The sequence below is a fragment of the Arthrobacter sp. 9MFCol3.1 genome (assembly GCF_000620385.1).
Lineage (GTDB): Bacteria > Actinomycetota > Actinomycetes > Actinomycetales > Micrococcaceae > Arthrobacter.
The window spans coordinates 47,328-68,489 of the sequence record NZ_JIBJ01000007.1 but is presented as its reverse complement, the minus strand read 5'-3'; the positions used below and the strand labels follow the sequence as shown (position 1 = coordinate 68,489).

At 68.6% G+C, this 21,162-nt stretch carries 23 protein-coding genes; 12 read left to right on the top strand and 11 right to left on the bottom strand.

Features of this window, described 5'->3' with window-relative positions; translation table 11 throughout:
* Positions 1-179: 179 nt before the first annotated feature.
* The 6 genes from C560_RS0108815 (at position 180) to C560_RS0108790 (ending at position 5,019) form a co-directional block, all read left to right on the top strand.
* Positions 180-737: a helix-turn-helix domain-containing protein gene (locus C560_RS0108815; protein ID WP_439954085.1), complete on the top strand. Its 558-nt coding sequence runs from the start codon at positions 180-182 to the stop codon at positions 735-737.
* Positions 738-1,040: 303 nt separating this feature from the next.
* Positions 1,041-2,234, top strand: coding sequence for an NAD(P)-dependent malic enzyme (locus C560_RS0108810; RefSeq protein WP_051533080.1), 1,194 nt, complete (start codon positions 1,041-1,043; stop codon positions 2,232-2,234).
* A gap of 363 nt (positions 2,235-2,597) precedes the next feature.
* A complete protein-coding gene (locus tag C560_RS23325) occupies positions 2,598-2,933 on the top strand; it encodes a hypothetical protein (RefSeq protein WP_155855763.1) in 336 nt (111 codons plus the stop codon).
* Between the two features lie 64 nt (positions 2,934-2,997).
* The gene (locus C560_RS0108800) at positions 2,998-3,498 is read left to right on the top strand and encodes a DUF456 domain-containing protein (RefSeq protein ID WP_026537926.1); all 501 of its coding nucleotides are present in this window, start codon (positions 2,998-3,000) and stop codon (positions 3,496-3,498) included.
* Between the two features lie 33 nt (positions 3,499-3,531).
* Positions 3,532-4,581, top strand: a complete 1,050-nt coding sequence (locus C560_RS0108795) for a hypothetical protein (RefSeq protein WP_231494300.1) — start codon at positions 3,532-3,534, stop codon at positions 4,579-4,581.
* 81 nt (positions 4,582-4,662) lie between these two features.
* Positions 4,663-5,019: a nuclear transport factor 2 family protein gene (locus C560_RS0108790; protein ID WP_026537924.1), complete on the top strand. Its 357-nt coding sequence runs from the start codon at positions 4,663-4,665 to the stop codon at positions 5,017-5,019.
* A gap of 21 nt (positions 5,020-5,040) precedes the next feature.
* Here C560_RS0108790 and C560_RS0108785 read toward each other — a convergent pair whose 3' ends face one another.
* Positions 5,041-5,703: a LysE family translocator gene (locus C560_RS0108785; protein ID WP_018775424.1), complete on the bottom strand. Its 663-nt coding sequence runs from the start codon at positions 5,701-5,703 to the stop codon at positions 5,041-5,043.
* 117 nt (positions 5,704-5,820) lie between these two features.
* Here C560_RS0108785 and C560_RS0108780 point away from each other — a divergent pair, with 117 nt between their 5' ends.
* Positions 5,821-6,276 (top strand): Lrp/AsnC family transcriptional regulator, encoded by a 456-nt coding sequence (locus tag C560_RS0108780; protein ID WP_081801656.1) that lies wholly within the window; start codon positions 5,821-5,823, stop codon positions 6,274-6,276.
* Between the two features lie 14 nt (positions 6,277-6,290).
* Here the strand turns inward: C560_RS0108780 and C560_RS0108775 are convergent, their stop codons facing one another.
* Positions 6,291-6,749 (bottom strand): Lrp/AsnC family transcriptional regulator, encoded by a 459-nt coding sequence (locus C560_RS0108775; protein ID WP_026537922.1) that lies wholly within the window; start codon positions 6,747-6,749, stop codon positions 6,291-6,293.
* Between the two features lie 332 nt (positions 6,750-7,081).
* On the opposite strand from C560_RS0108775, the gene gluQRS reads away from it, so the two are divergent.
* From gluQRS to C560_RS0108760, 3 genes are read left to right on the top strand one after another with little or no spacing between them, the layout of a single operon-like run.
* On the top strand, positions 7,082-8,017 hold the full coding sequence (gluQRS, locus tag C560_RS0108770; protein WP_026537921.1) for a tRNA glutamyl-Q(34) synthetase GluQRS: 936 nt from the start codon (positions 7,082-7,084) through the stop codon (positions 8,015-8,017).
* A 9-nt stretch (positions 8,018-8,026) separates the two neighbouring features.
* On the top strand, positions 8,027-8,695 hold the full coding sequence (locus C560_RS0108765; protein WP_026537920.1) for an HD domain-containing protein: 669 nt from the start codon (positions 8,027-8,029) through the stop codon (positions 8,693-8,695).
* 2 nt (positions 8,696-8,697) lie between these two features.
* A complete protein-coding gene (locus tag C560_RS0108760; protein WP_026537919.1) occupies positions 8,698-9,699 on the top strand; it encodes an NADP-dependent oxidoreductase in 1,002 nt (333 codons plus the stop codon).
* Here the strand turns inward: C560_RS0108760 and C560_RS0108755 are convergent.
* The 8 genes from C560_RS0108755 to C560_RS0108720 all read right to left on the bottom strand — a co-directional run bounded on the left by C560_RS0108755 (position 9,689) and on the right by C560_RS0108720 (position 18,196).
* A complete protein-coding gene (locus tag C560_RS0108755) occupies positions 9,689-10,312 on the bottom strand; it encodes a transmembrane-type terpene cyclase (RefSeq protein WP_026537918.1) in 624 nt (207 codons plus the stop codon). The two genes, C560_RS0108760 and C560_RS0108755, sit on opposite strands and share 11 nt — an antisense overlap.
* 29 nt (positions 10,313-10,341) lie before the next feature.
* Positions 10,342-11,658, bottom strand: coding sequence for an ATP-binding protein (locus C560_RS0108750; RefSeq protein WP_026537917.1), 1,317 nt, complete (start codon positions 11,656-11,658; stop codon positions 10,342-10,344).
* Positions 11,659-11,752: 94 nt separating this feature from the next.
* Positions 11,753-13,267 carry an amino acid permease gene (locus C560_RS0108745; protein WP_026537916.1) on the bottom strand — a complete coding sequence of 505 codons (1,515 nt, stop codon included), beginning with the start codon at positions 13,265-13,267 and terminating at the stop codon, positions 11,753-11,755.
* A 27-nt stretch (positions 13,268-13,294) separates the two neighbouring features.
* A complete protein-coding gene (locus C560_RS0108740; protein ID WP_026537915.1) occupies positions 13,295-14,710 on the bottom strand; it encodes an aspartate ammonia-lyase in 1,416 nt (471 codons plus the stop codon).
* A gap of 8 nt (positions 14,711-14,718) precedes the next feature.
* Positions 14,719-15,765 (bottom strand): asparaginase, encoded by a 1,047-nt coding sequence (locus C560_RS0108735; RefSeq protein WP_026537914.1) that lies wholly within the window; start codon positions 15,763-15,765, stop codon positions 14,719-14,721.
* Positions 15,766-15,883: 118 nt separating this feature from the next.
* Positions 15,884-16,579, bottom strand: a complete 696-nt coding sequence (locus tag C560_RS0108730) for a FadR/GntR family transcriptional regulator (RefSeq protein ID WP_026537913.1) — start codon at positions 16,577-16,579, stop codon at positions 15,884-15,886.
* Between the two features lie 140 nt (positions 16,580-16,719).
* On the bottom strand, positions 16,720-17,457 hold the full coding sequence (locus tag C560_RS0108725; RefSeq protein WP_026537912.1) for a YcnI family copper-binding membrane protein: 738 nt from the start codon (positions 17,455-17,457) through the stop codon (positions 16,720-16,722).
* 112 nt (positions 17,458-17,569) lie between these two features.
* Positions 17,570-18,196 (bottom strand): hypothetical protein, encoded by a 627-nt coding sequence (locus tag C560_RS0108720; RefSeq protein ID WP_051533064.1) that lies wholly within the window; start codon positions 18,194-18,196, stop codon positions 17,570-17,572.
* Positions 18,197-18,530: 334 nt separating this feature from the next.
* Here C560_RS0108720 and C560_RS0108715 point away from each other — a divergent pair, with 334 nt between their 5' ends.
* Complete coding sequence (locus C560_RS0108715) at positions 18,531-18,827, top strand: type II toxin-antitoxin system Y4mF family antitoxin (protein ID WP_026537910.1); 297 nt, start codon at positions 18,531-18,533, stop codon at positions 18,825-18,827.
* Positions 18,824-20,077: a type II toxin-antitoxin system HipA family toxin gene (locus C560_RS0108710; protein ID WP_026537909.1), complete on the top strand. Its 1,254-nt coding sequence runs from the start codon at positions 18,824-18,826 to the stop codon at positions 20,075-20,077. The genes C560_RS0108715 and C560_RS0108710 overlap by 4 nt, the downstream gene beginning before the upstream one ends.
* Positions 20,078-20,144: 67 nt before the next feature.
* On the opposite strand, the gene C560_RS0108705 is transcribed toward C560_RS0108710, so the two are convergent.
* Positions 20,145-20,762 (bottom strand): uracil-DNA glycosylase, encoded by a 618-nt coding sequence (locus C560_RS0108705; protein WP_018776064.1) that lies wholly within the window; start codon positions 20,760-20,762, stop codon positions 20,145-20,147.
* Positions 20,763-21,162: the final 400 nt, after the last annotated feature.

Below are 21,162 nucleotides of genomic sequence, written 5' to 3'. Positions count from 1 at the left end.
CGCCCGGGTTCCGTTCAGGGGCATCCGGGGCCCCGGTCCACTCGCCGGGGGCCCGGATTCGTGGCGTATAGTGGACGGCAATTGCCGCGGCAGCGCGGTGGGCGGATCGCGCCCGGCTGCCGAGAAAAACGACCCCCGGAACGCTGCTGATGCCTGATTTTCACTCAGATCTTCCACCGATGGCCCCTCCACCCACTCTGCCCCGGCAGCGGCTCCGTTACGTGCGGATCCTTGACGTTGCCGCGGGGTTTGCCCGCAAAGGCCTGGATTCCGTGGTCCTGTCCGAGGTGGCGGCCAAGGCGGACGTGCCACTGGGGACGCTGTACCGCTACTTCCCGTCGGCCACCCAGCTGGTTCTGGCGCTGTACCGCAAGCAACTGGGCGAACTGCTCGCGGGGAGCTCGCCCGCGGCGGGCAAGGTCGCGGCCCAGGCCCTCGCGGGAGTGGTGATGGAGATCTTCCACATGCGCCTGATGCAGCCCGCCGTGGAGCAGTCCCTCAACCGGGCGGTCTACGTCAAGGACAACGACACCACGCGGCTGCTGCGCGAGATCGATGCCACGGCCGAGAAGGCTGTGACGGCGGCATGCGGCGACCCGGCAGTGGCCCGGGTCCTGCTGCTGACGGTCACGGGCCTGGTCCAGGCCGTCCGCTGCCGCCGGCTGTCGCTCTTCGAAGCGGAGGAAGACCTGAAGAAGGCCTGTTCCCTCCTGCAACGGGCCCCGCAGGCCGCGTAACTGGTCTAGACCAGCGACCCGTCTCATGCCCTCCTGCACGTGATCCGGGTCACATATTCTGTAGAAGAAACGTTTCACCACTGCACTTTAACGCTCCGCGCCGGCGTAACGGGTGCGATGCCCTGTTTACCATTGCTGGACCGGATGCCGGCTGACGCCAGCAACTCGGGGCATCACCGGCGACCGCCACCTTTGGTCGCCGCCGCCCCTGCCAGACCAACTTGAGCATCCTTGCTTGAGCTTCCATGAGCCGTGCGCCCACGGTGAGCCCCAGGAGACAACGACGTGTCCACTGAAACGATCATTCCCGCCGATTCCACCTCCCCGGCTGAGGCAGTAGCCGTGCTCAGCGACGAGGAGATCTTCGCATCCCACGAGGGCGGCAAGCTGTCGATTTCCAGCACCGTCCCGCTCGCCAGCAAGCGCGACCTCTCCATCGCCTACACCCCTGGTGTCGCCCAGGTCAGCCGCGCCATCCACGCCAACCCGGAGCTCGCCAAGACGCTCACGTGGGCCCAGCGCCTCGTGGTGGTGGTCAGCGACGGCACGGCCGTGCTGGGGCTGGGCAACATCGGAGCCAGCGCCTCGCTGCCCGTGATGGAGGGCAAGTCCGCGCTGTTCAAGGCCTTCGGCGAACTCGACTCCATCCCGCTGGTCCTCAACACCACCGACGTCGACGAAATCATCGAGACACTTGTCCGGCTGCGCCCCAGCTTCGGCGCCGTCAACCTCGAGGACATCGCCGCGCCCCGCTGCTTCGAACTCGAGGAGAAACTCATCGAAGCGCTGGACTGCCCTGTCATGCACGATGACCAGCACGGCACCGCCGTCGTGGTTCTCGCCGCCCTGACCAACGCCGCCAAGGTGACCGGCCGGACCCTCGACAGCCTGCGCGTGGTGGTCTCCGGCGCCGGAGCCGCCGGTATCGCCGTCGCCGAAATCCTGCTGACGGCCGGGATCGGCGACGTCGTCCTCCTCGACTCCCGCGGCACCATCAGCAAGGACCGCGCGGACATCGCGGCCGATCCGGCCAGCAAGAAGGCCCAGCTCGCCGCCCGCAGCAACCCGCGGGGCGTGACCGGCGGCCCGGGGGAGGCGCTGCTCGGCGCCGATGTGTTCGTCGGCGTCTCCTCTGCCAAGCTGGACGAGGAGCACCTCAAGCTGATGAACCACAGCTCCATCGTGTTCGCCCTGTCCAACCCGGACCCTGAAGTCCTGCCCGAGGTTGCGAGCAAGTACGCGGCCGTGGTCGCCACCGGACGCAGCGACTTCCCGAACCAGATCAACAACGTCCTTGCCTTCCCCGGCATCTTCCGCGGCGCCCTCGACGCCGGCGCGCGCCGGATCACGCCGGCCATGAAGCTCGCCGCGGCCCGGGCCATCGCGGAACTGGCCGAGGACGACCTTTCCGCGGACTACATCGTGCCCAGCCCGCTGGATCCGCGCGTGGCCCCGGCCGTCTCCGCCGCAGTCGCCGCGGCGGTGGCCGCCGGGTAGATCTCCGCATCAAGGCATCCGATACCGGACGACGACGGCGGCGGCGCTTCCCTGAGGGGGAGCGTCGCCGCTGTCGTTCGGCGGGAAACGATCAGCCCTCCGTCCGGGTCCGGGAAATTCGAGTACTGACTACTCGGGTTGCGGGCCGCCGCGCCGTCCTACGCTGGGCCCAGCATTCCAGCCGCAGCGGACCCAGGGCCTGCTGCGGAGGTCTGCCGGCTGGGCGGGGAATCGAAGTCTCACTTCACACCAGGCATCCGGAAGCTCCGGGGCGCGGCTGTGGACTTTCCGCGGCCCAAACACCGGTGCCACGAGCAGTTCGCGGCACCGGGACCGTTTCCGATTCGTGAGAAGGAGCAGGACATGAAGAAGTTGCTAGCGGCTGGGGCCATCGCAGGACTTGTTCTCTTGGGCGGGGGTTTGGCGCCCGCCAACGCGGCCCCGCCGGCGGGCCAGCTTTGTCCGGAGTGGGATACCGGCAGAATAAGCGTGGCCGACGGCATCAAGTCGCTGGAGATCACCGCCCCCGACGGTCTGGAGATCATCGCGGTCTGCGTCAAGGCCGGCTCGGCCAATCAGGGCCTCGGCGCCCAGATTGACTACTTCTATTCGAGCCAGCTGTCGGTGACAATCTCGCACTACTCGGGCAAGGACATCTCGCATTACTCCGTCTTGTACGGCGAGCCGTCCGGAAGCTAGGCGCCGGCAGCCTCCGGCCCGGGGCCGTCAACGGCGGCCCCGGGCCCGGCCATAGACTGGGGCGATGAATCCCGAGATTGTCGTGACAGTGCTCTGCGGCCTCGCCATCGTGGTGGGCGTTGCCGGGACGATCGTTCCCGTTTTGCCCGGCAGCATCCTGATCGGGGCGAGCCTGCTTGCCTGGGCCCTGTGGGGCGGCGCCGGGGCCACCGGTTGGGTGGTCTTCGGGATCGGGATGATGTTCGTCCTGGCCGGCATGGCCGCCAGTGCCGTCCTGACCGGCCGGAAGCTCAAGGAGCACAGCATCCCCAGCCGTTCCGTGGTGGTGGGCCTGGTGCTGGGCGTGGCCGGCATGTTCGTCATCCCCGTGGTGGGGCTCTTTGTGGGCTTCGCCGCCGGACTCCTGCTCAGCGAGCTGCAGCGCACCCGCGTGTTCGGCACTGCGGTGGCCTCGAGCTGGGCCGCGCTGAAGGCCACGGGCCTGGGCATGATCGCGGAATTCGGCCTCGCCTGCCTCGCCGCGAGCACCTGGGTGATCGGCCTCTGGGTGGCCTCGTCCGCCTAGCAGCGGCCTGCCGGAGCCTACTACCATGGGGGAATGAGCGCCGGACTTGGCGAATCCGCCCCCCAAATCCACAACGACCGGAATCCCGCCGGCCGGCTTGCTGACGGCCAAGGTCCCGACGGCCAGCGCAGGCCGTACATGGACACCCGCGATCTGACGCCGTTCCGCAAGGTTGTGGTCCGGACACCCGTCCGCGGCCTGGCCGGGACCGTCGGCGGCGCGGTGGCCGGACTCATGGCAGGCCGGGCTCCCGGGACGCTGGCCGCCGAAGGCGGGGTGCCCCGCCTGGGCAGGGTGGGGGGCCGGACGTCCGCCAAGAGAATAAAGGCCGTGCACTCCGCCGTCTTCGGCAGCACCGATCCTGACCGCCTGATTACGCTGGCCCTCGCCTACCCCGGCTGGGCCGGGGTCTGCTACCTCATGGCCGGGCTGTTGGCGTACGCCCACGGCGGGCATCTGCGCGCGTCCGAACTCCTGCAGCACGGCCTGAGACTGCGGAACGACGAGGACGCCAACCGCTACGCCGGCGTGTACCTGGCCGGCGTGGTCACCAGGGTGGAGGTGGCCGAACGGATCGAGGTTCCGGTGCTCTTCTCCGAGGAGGCCGTGTTCCTGGCCCTGTCGCATTCCCTGCGCGAGACCGGCCAGACGGAGGCGGCACTCGCGGCGCTGGCCGGGCTGCCGCCGTCGTTGCCGCTCGCCCTGGCGCGCTGTTCGCTGGAGGCCGAGCTGGGACGCGACGTTGACGTGGTGGCAGAGACCGAAGGCCTGCTGAACGCGGACGATCTGTCCGCGGCGCTGCTGCTGGTGCGGGCCCGGTCGCTGCGCAGGCTGGGAGCCTACACCGCCTCCCGTTCGGCCCTGCAGGAAGTCCTGCGGCGCAGGAAGACCGACTTCACCCTCCGCAGCGACGCGCTGACGGACACCGCCCTGCTCCTCCTCGAGGCGGGCCGCAAAACCCTGGGTGGCCGGGACTGGCAGCGCCACAAACCGGCACAGCTGGAGGCCGTCAAAGCCATCCGCAAGGACGCCGAAATGCACGAACTCTGGGACCGCGAATACGGGCGCGCTGACGACGACTGACAGGCTTCCACGCCCGGCCACGGCCAAATCCACGTAATCACTACTCTTGCGGGCCCCATGGGCGGGGAGTAAAAACGAGGCATGAGAGATGCGGTGGAGCGCTGGATGCAGCACTACCTCACGGCGTGGACGACGAACGATCCGGAGGACATCCGGGCGCTGTTTACCGAAGACGCCATCTATGCAACCAGCCCCCAGGAAGCCGAACCGTGGCGGGGCCGGGACGATATCGTGGAGCACTGGCTTGCCGGGCGCGATGAGCCGGACGACTGGACGTTTGAGTGGAAGCTGCTGGGGGTCGACGGCGGCCGGGCATTTGTGCAGGGCCTGACGACATATCGCGGCAACAGCCGCAGCTATGACAACCTGTGGGTCATTCAGTTGACCGCGGACGGCCGCGCATCGTCCTTCACCGAGTGGTACATGCAGCGCAAGTAGCCCTCAGTCGGATGCGCTCCCTCACGCACGGGCCATGGCTGCGCTGACGGCGGGCACGATCTGCTCGGCGAGCAGCAACGCGCCCAGGGCCAGCATGATGATCCCGCTGGCCAGCGTCACCTGGCGCGCTGCGCCCGGCCTGGCCTGCAGCAGTTTCCGCGCCAGGAGTGCCACGCAGCTGTAGATGACGCCCACGAGCAGGATGAAGGTCAGCCCGAGCAGTCCCGACTGGACCGGAACCGGCCATGCGGCGTCAGGGCTGACGAACTGCGGCACCAGGGCCACGAAGAACAGCAGGCCCTTGGGGTTGATCCCGCTGATGCCCATGCCCTGGAGGAAGACCCGGAACTGGCTCGCGGGTGCGGCAGTACCGGGAGTCGAGGTGCCGGTGCTGAAGCTGGCCCCGCGCCAGGACCGCACGGTGCTGAAGCCCAGCCACAGCAGGTAGAGGGCGCCTGCGGCCGTCAGCCAGCCCAGCACGCCGGGCATTCCGGCCAGCAGTGCCGCCAGCCCCAGCACCAGCAGCGCCGTGTGGAGGGCGTAGCCGCCGCAGAGACCGGCGACGGCGGGCGCGAAGCTGCGCTGCCTGAGCCCGGCCGCGATCGAATAGGCCCAGTCGACGCCGGGGGTGCATGCCAGGGCGACGGCGACAACCAGGAAGGCGAGGAAAAGCTGGGGGTTCATGGCGGGCTCCAGGGGTGCGGCACCTCGTGGCGGGTACAAGGAAAACTCTAGGCAAAATCGGCCGGGAAGTGTTCGCTTATTTACCGAGGAATCGCCGAATATGGGTAAGATAATTGCGTGATTGACGCTATTGACAGAAGTATTTTGCGTTACTTCAAGTCGGATGGCCGGATGACTGCCACGGCCCTGGCGGCCAAAGTGGGGCTGACCGTGGCCCCGTGCCATCGCCGGCTGCGGGATCTGGAGGCCGCCGGGATCATCCGGGGCTACCGGGCGGACATTGATCCGGCCGCCGTGGGGCTCGGTTTCGAGGCGATCGTGTTCGTGACCCTGCGGCAGGTGGACCGTTCCACCATGGAGATCTTCGAAAGCCGGGTGGCCGGCAATCCCAACATCGTCGAGGCCCAGCGGCTCTTCGGGTCGCCGGATTACCTGCTCAAGGTCATCGCGGAGGACCTGCCGTCCTACCAGCGCTTCTACGACAGCGAACTGACCTCGCTGCCCGGCGTCGAGCGCCTGACGTCGACGCTGGTCATGAAGAACCTGAAGGCCAACGCCGGCCCGCCGGTCTAAACGAGCCCGCCGGCTCAGGCGCCGAGCAGCCCCGTGGTCCGGTAGGGAATGACCTCGCGCAGGAACATGCTCGTTGAGGTCCGGACGATTCCGGGGCACAGCCGGATTTCCTCGGACACGCGGTAGAGATCGTCCGGACTCTTGGCCACCACCCGGATCAGGAGATCGGTGTCGCCGGCCGGTGCGTGGCATTCGAGCACTTCCGGGATATTGCGCAGGGCGGCGATCGCTTCGTTGAGGTGGCTCTGGTCCAGTTCCGCGCTGACCGCGGCCGCCACGCCGCGGCCCAGGGCGGACGGCAGCAACCGGCTGCTGTTCGGCCGGAGCGCGCCCGACGCCGACATCCGCTCCAGGCGGGACTGGACGGTGCCGCGGGCCAGGCCCAGCTTCTGCGCCAGCACCATGACCGGCACGCGCGGATCGTCGTCCAGCGCGGCGAGGATCCGCCGGTCCGTCGCGTCGAGCTCCTGCAAAATGACCACTTCCTGTTCACTGTCCCGGCTGTAGTTGAGCAGATTGGCCACTCCGGCGCCGGTCCGTTGCACCAACTGTAGGTCTTCTGCTCAAATGGTGACAACAAGGGGACGGGGCCACCGCCACGATCCCGAAGGCTACGGACATCCCGGCACACCACCCGGACCCCGGACGAGGCTCCCGCAAGGAACCAGCCGCTGATTGACTCTTGTTCACGCATCGTCACTCCGCACAACGCACCCGCGGCAAGAGCCCCTGAGCCACCGACGTCGGATTTCCGAAGTCATCGGTAGCTGAGGGGCTCTTGTGCTGCTCCGCATAGGCTAGTCACATGACCTCAGCTGGCCGTTTCGCCCCCAGTCCCTCCGGCGAACTGCACGTGGGCAACCTCCGCACGGCCATCCTGGCGTGGCTGTTCGCCCGGTCCGGGGGCCGGCGGTTCCTGCTGCGGGTGGAGGACCTGGACCGTGCCCGCGCCGGGGCCGAGGCCGAGCAACTCCGCGACCTTGCGGCGGTCGGCGTGAGCTGGGACGGCGGCGTCGTGCGCCAGACGGACCGTGAGCACCTGTATAACGCGGCCATCGCGGAGTTGACGGCGGCCGGCCTGACCTATGAGTGCTTCTGTACCCGCCGCGAAATCCAGGAAGCCCCCTCCGCGCCGCACGCTCCGCTGGGCGCCTACCCGGGAACCTGCCGGAACCTCAGCGGCGCCGAGCGCGAGGCCAAGCGGGCCGCCCGGCCGCCGGCTGTCCGGCTCCGCTCCACCGTGGCCGAGGTGACGGTGCAGGACGTGCTGCACGGCAGCTACACCGGGGTGGTCGACGACTTCGTGCTCCGGCGCAACGACGGCGTGACCGCCTACAACCTGGCCGTGGTGGTGGACGATGCCGCACAGGGCATCGACCAGGTGGTCCGCGGGGACGACCTGCTGCCCTCCACGCCGCGGCAGGCATATCTGGCGTCGCTGCTCAATATGCCTGTTCCGGAATATGCGCATGTGCCGCTGATACTGAACGCCGACGGCGCCCGGCTGGCCAAGCGTGACGGTGCCGTCACGCTCGCCGACCTGGCGCTGGCCGGGGTGGGCGCGGACCAGGTCCGGGACACGCTGCTGGCCTCCCTCGGCCTCCCGCCGGGACGGCTCGAAGAGGTACTGGCCGCCTTCGACCCGGCCACCCTGCCGCGCGAACCCTGGGTGTGGCCCGGGGTGCCGGGAGCGCATCCGGGAACCGGCCTGCGGACAGGGACGGACAGCCGCGGCGCGTAGGCTGGATTCATGACCGAGCCCGCACACCCCCAGCCCCGCTTCACTGTCGAGACAGCCAAGGTCCTGGCCGAGGTGGCCCACAACCGCCAGAAGGACAAGCTCAAGCGGCCATACCGGGAGCACGTGCTCGCCGTGGGGGACGCCCTGGCGGATTTCGACGACGACATCCGGATCGCCGGATACCTCCACGACATCGCCGAGGACACCCCCATGACGCGGCAGGCGCTGTTGGACATGGGGGTCTCCGAACGTGCCGCGAACATCATCGAACGGGTCACGAAACGCCTGCATGAGAACCCCGACGACTACCAGGCCGGCATCCGGTACATCGCCGAGGACCACGACGCCACGCTCGTGAAGATTGCCGACAACGCGCACAATTCGCTGCCCGAACGGGTCAAGGCGCTGGCCGAAAAGTGGCCGGACAAGCCCCCGGTCACCCGTTACGACGACGCCCGCCCGGTGCTCTACGCCGCCGTCCCTGTCGAGGAAACCCGGAAAATCCTGGCCCGGATCAATCCCTGGCTGTTGAACGAACTCGACGACATGCTCGACGAGGCGGACGACACGGACTACGAGTTCCTCTCCTACGACGCCCCGGAAGCAGACACGGCACCAGACACGGCTGCAGGAGACTCGGCGGCTGCGCCCGGCGAAACCGGGTCCGCGCGGGACTAAGCATGCGTGCCTACGTCCTCACACGCTACGGCGGCCCGGATGCCATGGAACTCCGGGACGTTCCGGCTCCCCAGCCCGGCCCGGGTGACGTCCGGATCAAGGTCGCCGCGGCCGGGCTGAACCCGGTGGACTTCAAGTTCCGCCGGGGCGCGCTCCGGCCCATCAGCCACGTCCGCCTGCCGATCGTCGCCGGCTGCGAACTCGCCGGGACGGTGGAGGCAATCGGACCCGGGCCCAACCGGTTCGCCATCGGGGACCGGGTTTACGCCCGGGTGGACAAGGCCAGGCTTGGAGCGTTCGCCGAGCTGGTGTGCGTGCAGCAGGAATTGGTCGCCGCCATGCCGGCGTCGCTCGGATTCGCCGAAGCCGCGGGACTGCCGCTGGCCGGACTCACGGCGCTGCAGGCGCTCCGCGATGAACTCGGCGTGGGCCGCGGCACCCGGCTCTTCATCTCCGGCGGCGCCGGCGGGGTGGGAACGCTGGCCATCCAGCTCGCCCGGCATTTCGGGGCCCAGGTCACCACCACGGCATCGGCCCGCGGCGAGGCGCTGGTGCGCCGGCTGGGGGCGGACGCCGTCGTCGACTACCACCGGGAGGACTTCGCCGCGGTGCTGCACGGGTTCGATGCGGTCTTGGACCTGGTCGGCGGCGTGACACTCAGGGATTCCTTCCGCATTCTCAGGCCCGGCGGCCGGGTGGTATCCATCGCCGGCGTTCCCGAGCCGCTCACCGCGACGAAAGACCTGGGCTCCCCGCCGATGATCACCGCCGCGTTCTGGCTCATGAGCATGGGCCTCCGCCGCCGCGCCCGCAAGGCGAAAGCCAGCTACCGCTACCTGTTCATGCATCCCGGCGGGGATGATCTGCGCACCCTGGCGGCCCTCGTCGACGCCGGCCACGTGCAGCCGGTCATGGACCGCACCTACCCGTTCGCGGAAATTGCGGAAGCCTTCGCCGCGCTCGAACAAGGCCACGCCAAGGGCAAGATCGTCGTCACCTTCTAGTGGCTCCCGGCTGCCGGGCCCGCCACAGCAGGCCGATGTACACCAGGTCAAAGACGCAGCAGAGCATCCCCACGCCCAGGATGAGGGGTGAGTTGCCGTACCAGCCCAGGGCGATCGTAGGCGCGAGGGTGCCGATCCACTTGGCCACGGCGATCAGCAGGGTCTGGCCGCGTGAGCCGCCACGGGCGGCGAACATGGCGATGAACAACCCGGACATCAGCAGGTTCTGCAGGAAAGCCGCATAGCGGGCCGCGTCGTCCCAGCCGAACTGGACGACGAACAGCAGCTGCACCGCGAAGGCCGTGACACCGAGCAGGAGCGCCCAGCCGATGAACAGCCGCCGCGTCACCCAACCCGGCAGCTCGGAACGGCCGAACTTCAGGAAGGTGTACACAATCACGACGTCGGCCAGTCCCCACGCGATATTGAAGACCCCCTGGGCGGTGACTCCCGTCGCGATGGAGCGCGCGGCGTAGATGGCCTCCCAGGCGAAATTCAGGGCCAGCGCGGCGGCCGGGATCGCGTAGCTCCGGTCCTTGAAGCCGATCCGGATGGCATCGACGTAGACCGCGGTCCAGGCCAGGCCGCTCACAATCGTCAGAAACAGGATCACGCCGCCACCTCGGCTCAGCTACACGGCTTCTACACCCGGCCCAGGGCGTCGATGTCCTCGAGGAAGTCCTGGTGCACCTCGTCGCTGACCGTGGTCCGGGTGTCGCGGATGGCATCAAGGTAGTCCTGGGTCGAGGGGCCCTTCCGGACAGCCGCGCGGGAGGCGGGATCGCCCCCGGACGCGGCGCCGCCGTCGTCGTACACCGCTTTTTCGAGAGCCCGCTGGGAGGCGCTGCGCGCCGCGTACTCAATGTCCGCGGGGGAGAAGCCCTCGGTGCGGTCCACCAGGAGTTCGACGTCGACGTCGTCCACAACGGCAACGGGGATGAAGCGCTGCCACATGGCCTCGCGGGCCTGCCGGTCCGGCAGCCCGATCGGGATGACGTAATCGAACCGGCCATGGCGCAGGAACGCCGAATCCAGGGCACGGATGAAGTTGGTGGCGCAGACCAGGAGCCGGCCGGGCTGTTCGCGGAAGGCGGGGATGATCTTCAGGAGCTCGTTCGTGACGCCCTGCAGGGGAGAGGGCGGTTCGCCCGAGCGCTGCGCGGCGATCTCCTCGACCTCGTCGATGAAAACCACCGCGTGCTCCAGTTCGGCGATTTCCAGGAACGTCTCGCGCAGCGCCCCGGCCAGTCCCTTCGGATCGGCGGCCAGCCGGGAGGGGAAGACCTCCACAAACGGCCATTCGAGCCGGGACGCGATCGCCTTGGCGAAGGTCGTCTTGCCGGTTCCGGGCGGGCCAAAGAGGACGACGGCCCGCGGCGGCACCACACCGTATTCGTCGGCGAGGTCAGCTTCGGCGAGCGGAAGGACCAGCCGGCGTTCCAGGAGCTCCTTTTCGAGGCGCATGCCGGCCACGTTCTCCCACAGGTCACGGGCCAGGATGCGGCCGCCCAGCAGGCTCAGGGGTTCCAGTTCCTGGCGCTGGACCGGGATTTTCCGTTCGAAGTAGCGCAGGTTCTTCTTCAGCGCGAAGCCGCGGCCCAGGAACGCCTCCACCCGGGTTTCGGATTCCGGCATCAGGGCCGAAAGTTTATTGAGCCCGTGCGGTGCCATCCGGTTCTCGACCGCGGCCAGCAGCGAGGTGCCGATCCCACGGCCCCGGAATTCGGGCAACGTGGCCAGGAAAACGATCCAGCCCTGGTCATGGGCGGCCCGTCCGACGGCGGCGCCCACCACCTGTTCGCCCTGCACCGCGACGACGGCGTGGTCCTTCTCACACGAAGCCAGGACCTCCGAGAGCGCGTAGACGGGCTCGACATTTGATTCTTTTAGCGACTCCCAGAGGTGCAGGATGCCGTCGAGGTCGGCCGAATGGAAATCCCTGATCCGCCAGTTGGTCATGAGCTGTCTCCCGGGTGGTTCGTCGCTGAGCCATGTTGAGTCTTCCGCTGAGCATATGCGAACCGCGTGCACGAGAGGTTGCGGGGACGTTGCGTTACGCGGAGGCGGCGATTTCCAGGATGCGGTGCCGGCAGAGGCGCCAGCCGAGCATCAGGAGCGGGATGATGACCACGAGCGAGGCGATGGTCCACGTTCCTACGGGCGAATCGAAGGCCATGAGGACCAGCACCGCCAGGAGGAAGGCCAGGGTGACCCAGCCCGTCACGGGTGCGCCCGGCATGCGGAACGCGGGCCGGAGCAGTTCCCCGCGGGCCGCGAGACGGGCCAGCTGCATCTGGCACAGGACGATCATGGCCCACGTGCTGATGATGCCCAGCGATGCGACGTTCAGGACGATCTCGAAGGCCTCGGCCGGCACCAAGGCGTTCAGGATCACGCCCAGGACAGCCACGGCGGCCGTGAGGGCGATGCCGCCGTAGGGGACGCCGGACTTGTTCATCCGGGCCGCGAATTTCGGTGCTGAACCGGAAATGGACATCGAACGCATGATCCGTCCGGTGGAGTAGAGGCCCGCGTTGAGCGAGGACAGCGCCGCGGTGAGGACCACGAGGTTCATGATGGCGTCCACGCCGTCCACCCCGATGGAGCCGAAGAACGTCACGAAGGGGCTTTCGCCGGCCTTGTAGGAGCTGTAGGGCAGCAGCAGGGAGAGCAGCACGAGCGAGCCGACGTAGAACACCGCGATGCGCACGATCACCGTGTTGATGGCCCGCGGCATGATCTTCTCGGGGTTTTCGGTCTCGCCGGCGGCGGTGCCGATCAGTTCGATCGAGGCGTAGGCGAACACGACGCCCTGCATCACCACGATGGCCGGCAGGAGGCCGTTGGGGAACATGCCGCCGTTGTCCGCGATGAGGCTGAAGCCGACCTCCTGGCCGGCCACGGGCGTGCCGAAGATGACGAAGTAGATGCCGACGAGCAGGAAGGAAACGAGCGCCACGACCTTGATGAGCGCGAACCAGAATTCCAGCTCGCCGAACACCTTCACACTGATCAGGTTCAGGACCAGGACCAAGATCAGGGCGGCCAGCGCCCACGCCCACTGCGGCACGTCCGCGATGGGCGCCCAGTACTTCTTGAAGAAGTTCATGTACAGCGCGACGGCGGTGATGTCCACGATCGCGGTCATGGCCCAGTTCAGCCAGTACAGCCAGCCGGTGACGAACGCGGCCTTCTCGCCGAAGAATTCGCGGGCGTAGGAGACGAAGGAGCCGGACGAGGGCCGGTGCATCACGAGTTCGCCGAGAGCGCGCAGGATCATGAAGGCGAAGAACCCGCAGACGGCATAGCTGATGATCAGGGCCGGTCCCGCGGTGGCGAGCCGGCCGCCGGCACCCATGAACAGGCCGGTGCCGATGGCGCCGCCGATCGCGATCATCTGGACCTGCCGGGGTTTCAGGCCCTTGTGATAGCCCTGGTCCTCGGCGTGGAGCGCGGCCTCCGAGGCGTGGGCGTGTGCCGGTATCGTGTGGTCGGAGACAGTCTGCTGCCGGGACTGCTGTTGTTGGGCGGGCTGATTTTGGGCGCGGGCAGTGTCAGGAGAAGTCATGGGGGTCCTTCGGGGTTCGGAGGTGCGCTACTTGCTCAGGTTGGCCAGGCGTTGCGGGCTGAGGAGGCTGGCGAGCTGCTCGGCGGTGAGCAGGCCGTGTTCGAGCACGAGTTCCGCGACGCCTTTGCCGGTGGCGAGGGCTTCCTGGGCGATGGCCGTGGCCGTGGCGTAGCCGAGTTGCGGGTTCAGGGCGGTGACGAGGCCGATGGATTGTTCCACGGTGAGGCGGAGGTGTTCGGTGTTGGCTGTGATGCCCCGGACGCAGCGGGCCGTGAGGGTGCGGCAGGCGGCTTCCAGGTGGGAGATGCTCTTGTGGAGGCTGTGGACGATGATGGGTTCGAAGGCGTTGAGCTGGAGCTGGCCGGCCTCGGCGGCCATGGTGATGGTGACGTCGTTGCCGATCACCTCGTAGGCCACCTGGCTGACCACTTCCGGGATGACCGGGTTGATCTTGCCGGGCATGATCGAGGAGCCGGACTGCACCGCGGGGAGGTTGATCTCGCCGAAGCCGGCCCGCGGGCCGGAGGAAAGCAGCCGGAGGTCGTTGCAGATCTTGGAGAGTTTCACGGCGACGCGCTTGAGCACACCGGAGAGGTGCACGAAGGCGCCGACGTCCTGCGTGGCCTCGATCAGGTCCACTGCGGTGATCAGCGGCAGGCCCGTGATCTCGGCCAGGTGCCGGCAGGCGGCCTCGGCGTACCCGGCGGGGGCGTTGAGGCCCGTGCCGATCGCGGTGGCGCCGAGGTTGATTTCGTGGATCAGCAGGTCGGCTTCGGCCAGGCGGAGCCGGTCCTCGCCGATCGTGACGGCGTAGGTGCCGAATTCCTGGCCGAGCGTCATGGGGACGGCGTCCTGGAGCTGGGTGCGGCCCATCTTCACCACCGTGCGGAACTCGAGGGCTTTGGCGGCGAAGGCGTCTTCGAGTTCGGTGAGGGCCTGGAGCAGTTCCCGGGCCGCGAAGATCGTGCCGAGCTTGACCGCCGTGGGGTAGACGTCGTTGGTGGACTGGCTGAGGTTGACGTGGTCGTTGGGGTGCAGCCGGGCGTAGTCGCCCTTCGGGTGCCCGAGGATTTCCAGGGCCCGGTTGGCGATGACCTCGTTGGCGTTCATGTTTGAGGAGGTCCCGGCGCCGCCCTGGATGACGTCGACGACGAATTGCTCGCTGAGCTTGCCGTTCATGACCTCGGTGCAGGCTTCCCCGATGGCGGCGGCACGCCCGACGTCGAGCAGTCCGAGCTCGTGGTTGGTGCGGGCGGCGGCGAGTTTCACGGCGGCCAGCCCGCGGACCAGGTGCATGTTGGAGGACAGCGGCTGGCCCGTGATGGGGAAGTTCTCCACGGCCCGGAGGGTGTGGACGCCCCAGTAGGCGTCGGCGGGAACGTCCCGGTCACCCAGGAGGTCGTGTTCGGAGCGGAATTCTGCGCGTTCGTCGGGCGAGGTCATGGCGGTCCTTAAAGGTCGTCGGGGGCGGGGGAGATCTTGGGGGCTGCGAGGAAATCGGTGGCCTGCAGCAGCCCGACGGGCCGGCCGCCGCCCAGCACTGGGGTGGCGGCGAGGCGCGCCAAGGGGGAGGTGTCGACGCCCAGCGCGGCCAGGACCCGGACGGTGACGGGCATCCGGGCGCGGTCTCCGCCGTCGGAGACCTTCACGGCGAGGGCGCGGCCGTCCGGGAGGCCCACCAGCTGGACGCCCTCGAAGCCGTCCTTGGCAAGCAGGCCGGGGACCAGGCGCATCAGCGCGGTGACGTCGCGGTCCTCGCCCGCAACCATCTCGGGGTGGCGGCGCATGGCGCGGCCGACGGCGGCTTCCGCTTCGCCGGATCCGCCCGCGGCAGCCGCCGCCAGCTGACCGAAGGCGCGGGCCATGCCGCGCAGCGTGAGCGCGAAGAGCGGGGTGCCGCAGCCGTCGGTGGTGGTGCGCTCGGGGTCCTCGCCGGTCAGGTCCGCCACGGTCCGGGCCACCAGTTGCTGCAGCGGGTGCCCCGGGTCCAGGTAGCCCTGGACCGGCCAGCCGTTGATGACGCAGGTGGCCGCCATGGCGGCATGCTTTCCGGAACAGTTCTGGGTCAGTTGGGTGGCCTGGCCGCCGCCGCCGAGCCAGTCTTCGCGCTCGCGGGCGCCGTAGGGGAGGTCGGTGCTGTTCTTGAGGTCCGCGGGCGTCAGGCCGTGCAGGTCCAGGATGCGCCGGGCGCCCTCACGGTGGCTGGCTGCGCCGGAATGGCTGGCGGCGGCGAGGGCGAGGAGTTCGTCCGGGAGGTCCAGCCCGGCGCGGACCATGGCGACGGCCTGCAGGGGCTTCAGGGCGGACCGCGGGTAGAACGGGGCGAGGGGCTCCCCGGCAGTCAGAAGGATCTGGCCGTCCGCTGCGGTGGCGATGACCGAGCCGTAGTGGACACTCTCGACCAGGCCGTCCCGGGTCTGGACCGCCAGCGGGACGTGCTGCGGCAGCCGCTCCGGGGCCAGCGGGGTCGGGGTGTTGGCGAGGGCAGGGGAAGTCATTGCGTCCTTTGTCGGTGGAGATCGATGCGGCTGTGGTGGCTGGTCACTTTGTTGGTGCTGGCTTGGTTGGTGCTGACCCATTGCTGACGGCATTGCTCGCGGCACCAGGAGCCTGACGTCAGGCGTTGAGGATCGAGTCGAGGGCAATGCCAACGGCGTGCAGATGCTGGCTCATGGCGATGCGGGCCGTCGCCGCGTCGCCGGCTTCGATCGCGGCCAGGATGCGCCGGTGCTCCTCGTCGGACGCGTGCTGGCGGTCCGCCACCATGTTCAGGGTCTCGGACTGGTGGGCGAGGGCGTCCCGGATGTCGGCGACGACGTTTTCGAAGACCTTGTTCCGGCTGGCCCGCGCGATCAACGCGTGGAAGCTGGAATCCAGGCCCACCCACACTTCGGGGTCGTCCTCGCCGCTCATCGCGGCAACGATGTCGCGCAGCGTTGCCAGCTCCTCGGCCGAACGGCGTTCTGCTGCCAGCCCGGCGGCAGGAACCTCGATATGGGGGCGTGCCTCCGTGAGGTCGCGGGCCGAGTATTGGCCCAGGACCAGGTCCTTGGCCACGCGGTTGGCGACGACGAACGTGCCCCGCCCAGTCCTGGTGACCGTCAGGCCAAGGGCGGTGCAGGAGCGCAAGGCCTCGCGGACCACGGAGCGGCTCACGCCGTACTGCTGCGCAAGGGTGGCCTCGGAGTTCAGCTTGGCGCCGACGCCGAGCCTGCCGGATTCGATTTCGGCGCGGAGGACGTTGAAAACGGCTTCGGCGGCGCTGAGGCGAGCCAAAGGCTGTCCTGCTGTCCGGCTGTCTGACAGGTTCACGCCTTAAAACATGGCAGGGATCACACCGGGATGTCAAGTGTGACGGCGGCCCCGGGGATCCGGGGCCGCCGTCACCGCTCGGGCCGGAGGTCCGGCGGCGGGCTACTTGCCTGGGTTTGTATCCGGGCTATTTGCCGGGATTACTGGACCTTGGACGGGCGGGTGCGGAGCAGTGCCGTGACGCCCGCGGCCAGTCCGGCCAGGCCTGCGGCCAGCCCGATCCAGCCGGCGGCGGATCCGCCGTCACTGGTCGTGCTCGCTGCCGCTGCCGCCGAGGGTGCCGCCGTCGTGGCTGCTGCGGGGACGGCTGCGCCGTGGGCGTCGGCATCCTTGGCCGTGGTCACGAAGGAGGGTGCCGGGTGCTCGGGCTCGGCCTGGCCCTCGACCGTCTTCTCGTCCCACTTCACGACGGTTCCGTCGGTGTAGGTCTGGGCCGTCGGCAGCGTCACGGTGGTTCCTGCGTCCGGCATGACGCCGACGGACAGCGAGAATGCCTGGTACTCGTCCGGTCCGATCTGGTGGGCCTCGTCAGCGGTCCAGACCACGGAACTCGGGGCCTTGGTGACCGTGGCGCCGGCGATCGTGATCGGCTTCGGCAGTTCGCTCGTGGTGATGACGGCCTTCCAGCCCTCGACGGGCTTCACGGACACCGACGTGAACGGGGTGTCCGTGGGCAGCGTGACTTCGAGCTTGCTGGTCTTGGCCGACTCGGACTCGTTGGGGACATTGAACGTCAGGTGGCTGTAGCCGCCCGCGGCCGGATCATCGGTGTCCACGTGGACGTGGGCGGAGGCCGCTGCTGCGCCGGCGGCGAGCAGGCCGGCGGTCATCGTAGCGGCAGCGGCGGTCTTGAGGGTACGGCGAAGGGAGGATTTCATGGCAAGGGTGCCTTTCACTAAAGGATCTTCGGTGGGGGCCGTCCGGTGGGGTGTCCGGCCGGCGGTAGCAGCGGGTGGCCGCCTGCTGTCCCCGTCCGTAGGTGAAAGGGGACTAATGCCAGGCGGCGCGCGACGGTTCCGGCGGTCCGCGCCTGGTCGGCAGGCGGAGGCCAACCCGGGCTTTGGGGAGGACCAGGTTGAGCGCGCAGGGGCCGGGCACGCGCAGGGGCGTGGCGGCGGAGGGCTGGGGCAGCTGCACGAGGGGGCGCAGCCAGGAAGCAAGCGCGGACAGGGCCCGCTCGCTGTGGGCGAGCAGCAGTGCCGTGCCGAGCGTTGCCAACGCGTGTGCGGCGAACATGGCACCGCCCATGTCGGCCGCGGAACCCGCCATGGAAGGGTCGGGCATCGCCGGGACCATGACTGCCGCCGAATGGCCCGAATGGCCCGGACGGCCCTCCGCCATCCGCGCCTGGAGGGACGCGGGCGCCCCTGGGGACAGTGCGCCGAAGGACCAGTGCAGCCACAGCTGCCCTATGCCGAGCAGGCCGGCCAGGGCGGGAAAGGACAGTCGGACGCGGGTCAGGACGGCCACGGGGATCATCGCCACGGCACATAACGCCGTCACGATCGCCGGCTCGGGCAGCCGTCCGCCGCCGGCCAGGTGGCCGCCGGCGGCCAGCGCCACGATGATGGATCCGATCAGGCCGGTGCGGAACAGCCGGAAGGGAGCGCGCGTCATCGTGTGCAGTCCTTTCCGGATTCCGTGGGGGTCTGGTTGTCGCTTAAGTCCCTTAAATCTTACGGGCCATTGCGAACCGCCAGGCTCGCGCGCGGCAGAACAGCCCAACCTGTCGCAGCAGGGCCGCGCCAGCCGGCTGTGACGGCGGGTGCCTTCAATCGCCAGCCAGTTTCAGCAGCCAGCCACGGCACCGGTACGAACGTGCCGTTATTGCCCTGTGCAGGCGTCTCGGCCCGTTCTATACTGGAATTGACCGCACAGCGGCACGTTCGTACCTATCGCATTTGTCTGCAGCGCAGGTCACTGGGACGTGTCCTGATCAACGGAGGTGGCCATGGGAAACGCATTTCCGGGCGAACTCGCTGCCGAAGCCCGTGCCCGGCGCGGGTCGCTCCGGCTGAGCCAGCGTGAGCTGGCCGAACTGGCCGGAGTCTCAGAGCGCTTCGTCCGGTTCGTCGAACAGGGCAAACGCACGGTGCAGCTGGACTCCCTGCTGGCGCTCCTGGACACGCTGGGGCTGGAACTCCGGGTCCAGACCCGGACCAGCGCCGCAGCCCGGGCCCTCGCCGGCCCGGTGGCCGGCCCGCGGTCCGACGGAGAACTGCGGGACGGCCCGGAGGTCCGGCCATGAGGCACCGCATCGCGGACATCTACAAGGCCGGCGTACTGGCGGCGCGGCTGGAACGGCACGACGGCGGCACCAGGTTCAGCTATCTGCCGGCCTATCTGGCGTCCGGGGGCCCCGCCGTCGCGAGTTCCCTGCCGCTAACTCCGGAACCCGTCCTGTCCGCGGCGGGGGCGGCACCGCCGTATTTCACCGGGCTTCTGCCGGAGGGCCGGCGGCTGAATGCGTTGCGCCGTTCCATCAAGACCAGCGTGGACGATGAACTGTCACTTCTCATCGCCGCCGGCGCCAACCCGGTGGGTGACGTGCAAATCGTTGGCCACGGCGAGAAGCTCGACCCGGACGAGCACGCCGTCGAGCTTGACCCCGGAACGCCCCTGGATTTCGAGGCCCTGCTGGGCGACTCCGGGCTGATCGACCCGGTGGCCCTGGCGGGTGTGCAGGACAAGCTGTCCGCCGGGATGATCTCCATGCCGGTGGCCAGCGCCGGCCGGCGGTACATCCTCAAACTCAACGCGCCCGAGTTCCCGCACGTCGTCGAAAACGAGTTCGCGATGTTCCGGTACGCGGCGCGGCTGCGGATCCCCCTGAGCCGGGTCCAGCTGATCCGCGACGTCGCCGGCCGGCCCGGGCTGCTCGTGGAACGCTTCGACCGTGTGCCAGTCGCCGGTGTGTCTGGGCCCAAAGCGGCGGCCGGGTCGCCGGGGGCGGTGCAGCGGCTCGCCGTCGAGGACGGTGCGCAGGTGCTGGGCCTTTACCCGGCAGACAAGTACAACGTGGGATACGGGCAGGTGTGCCATGCGCTTGCGGCGTATTGTGCGGCGCCGCTGCCCGCGGTGCGGAATTTGGCCCTCCAGGCGGCATTTGCGTGGCTGACGGGTAACGGTGACCTGCACGCGAAAAACGTTTCCATGGTGCAGCAGCCGGCCGGGGAGTGGTCAATCGCGCCGGTATACGACATCCCGTCCACGGTCGTCTACGGGGACAAGACACTCGCCCTGACCCTGGACGGCAAGCGGACAGGGATTTCCCGGAAGCATTTCCTGGGCTGGGCAGCGGGGATGGGGCTGACTGAACGTGCCGCCGTCCAGGTGCTGGAACTGGCGTTGAGGGCCTCGGAACCGCTGCTGGCGGACCTTCAGGCGGGCACGGCGTTCCGCTCCATGACCGACGGCGGCGCCTCGCCGTTTTCAGCGATGGTCACCCGCGACTGGGTCAAGGAACTCAAGCACCGGCGCAGGTTGCTGGCCGCGTGATGCCGTTGGTGCCGGCCCGGCTCGCGCCAGGGCCAGGTGCTGCGGACGGATGCCGCCGCGTGGAGCCTCAGAGGTGCTGGATGCCCGCCCGCTGCATGGCGTCTTTGTAGACCTCAACGTTTTTGGCGAGCAGTTCTTCCTGCTTGGCCGGGGACACTGCGAAGGCGCGGCCGCCAAGGGCGGTGGCCTTGTAGATCTTGACACCATGGTTCTTCAGCGAGGAATGGTAGGTCTTCTCGAAAAGCGTCAGGAAAGAGTGGGCGTCCGCGCCGTGCGCAATAACGGCCGAGACGCGCTTGTTGATCTTGAGGAACTGGCGGAAGGGCCGCAGGCCGTCCGTCTTCTCCTGGACGTTCAGGGCCGAGGACGCCTCCGGATCGCGGATCCACGGGTAGGCGTTCCACGGCATCACATAGCGGGGGTCCAGCTCTGCGGCCTCGTAAATGGAGGTGGCGCGGCGGGCGGCTTCATCGTCGTTGAAGTGCGAGACAAAGCCCGATTCGGTGCCCTTGCCGGGGCTGACATGCAGGCTGACGATCCGGCATTCGTCCTCGTCATGGATGGGGTCGATGTACGGGACCACGGATCCAGGCTTCTTTTCCATGAGTTCGTCGCACAGCTGCGTCACCGCGGCGATGTTCGGCTCCTGCAGCAGGGTCTTCTTTTCGTCCCAGTCAATCGTCACGATTTCTCCCTCAGCACTTGGCGTCCAGAATCAGGCGGCTTCCTCCACTCTACGCTTTCGCGGCAGGGGGTGTTTCGGCAGGGACCCATTCGGCCGGGGTTGCGCGGGGTTTGCCCAGAGTCAATGGCCCTCTGGTGACGGCCGTGAGGCGGGCGTAGGCTTAAAGCGCCTGCAGGTAACCATCTGATGACTCCGGGTTGTTCGGGACATGGAAGTGTCCGAGCCGTCTCTTAGCGAGATCGCGAAGGTACCTGCAGGCCTGACGTCCGCCGCCGCTTAGGTGGGCGGGCGCTTTTCTTTGCCGCCGTCGAACTGCTCTGATTTGCTCTCCAACCGGGGGCGGAGCACCGAAGCCAGGAAGGCCGAGTTATGGCATTCCGTGGTTGGTGGGCCGTACGCC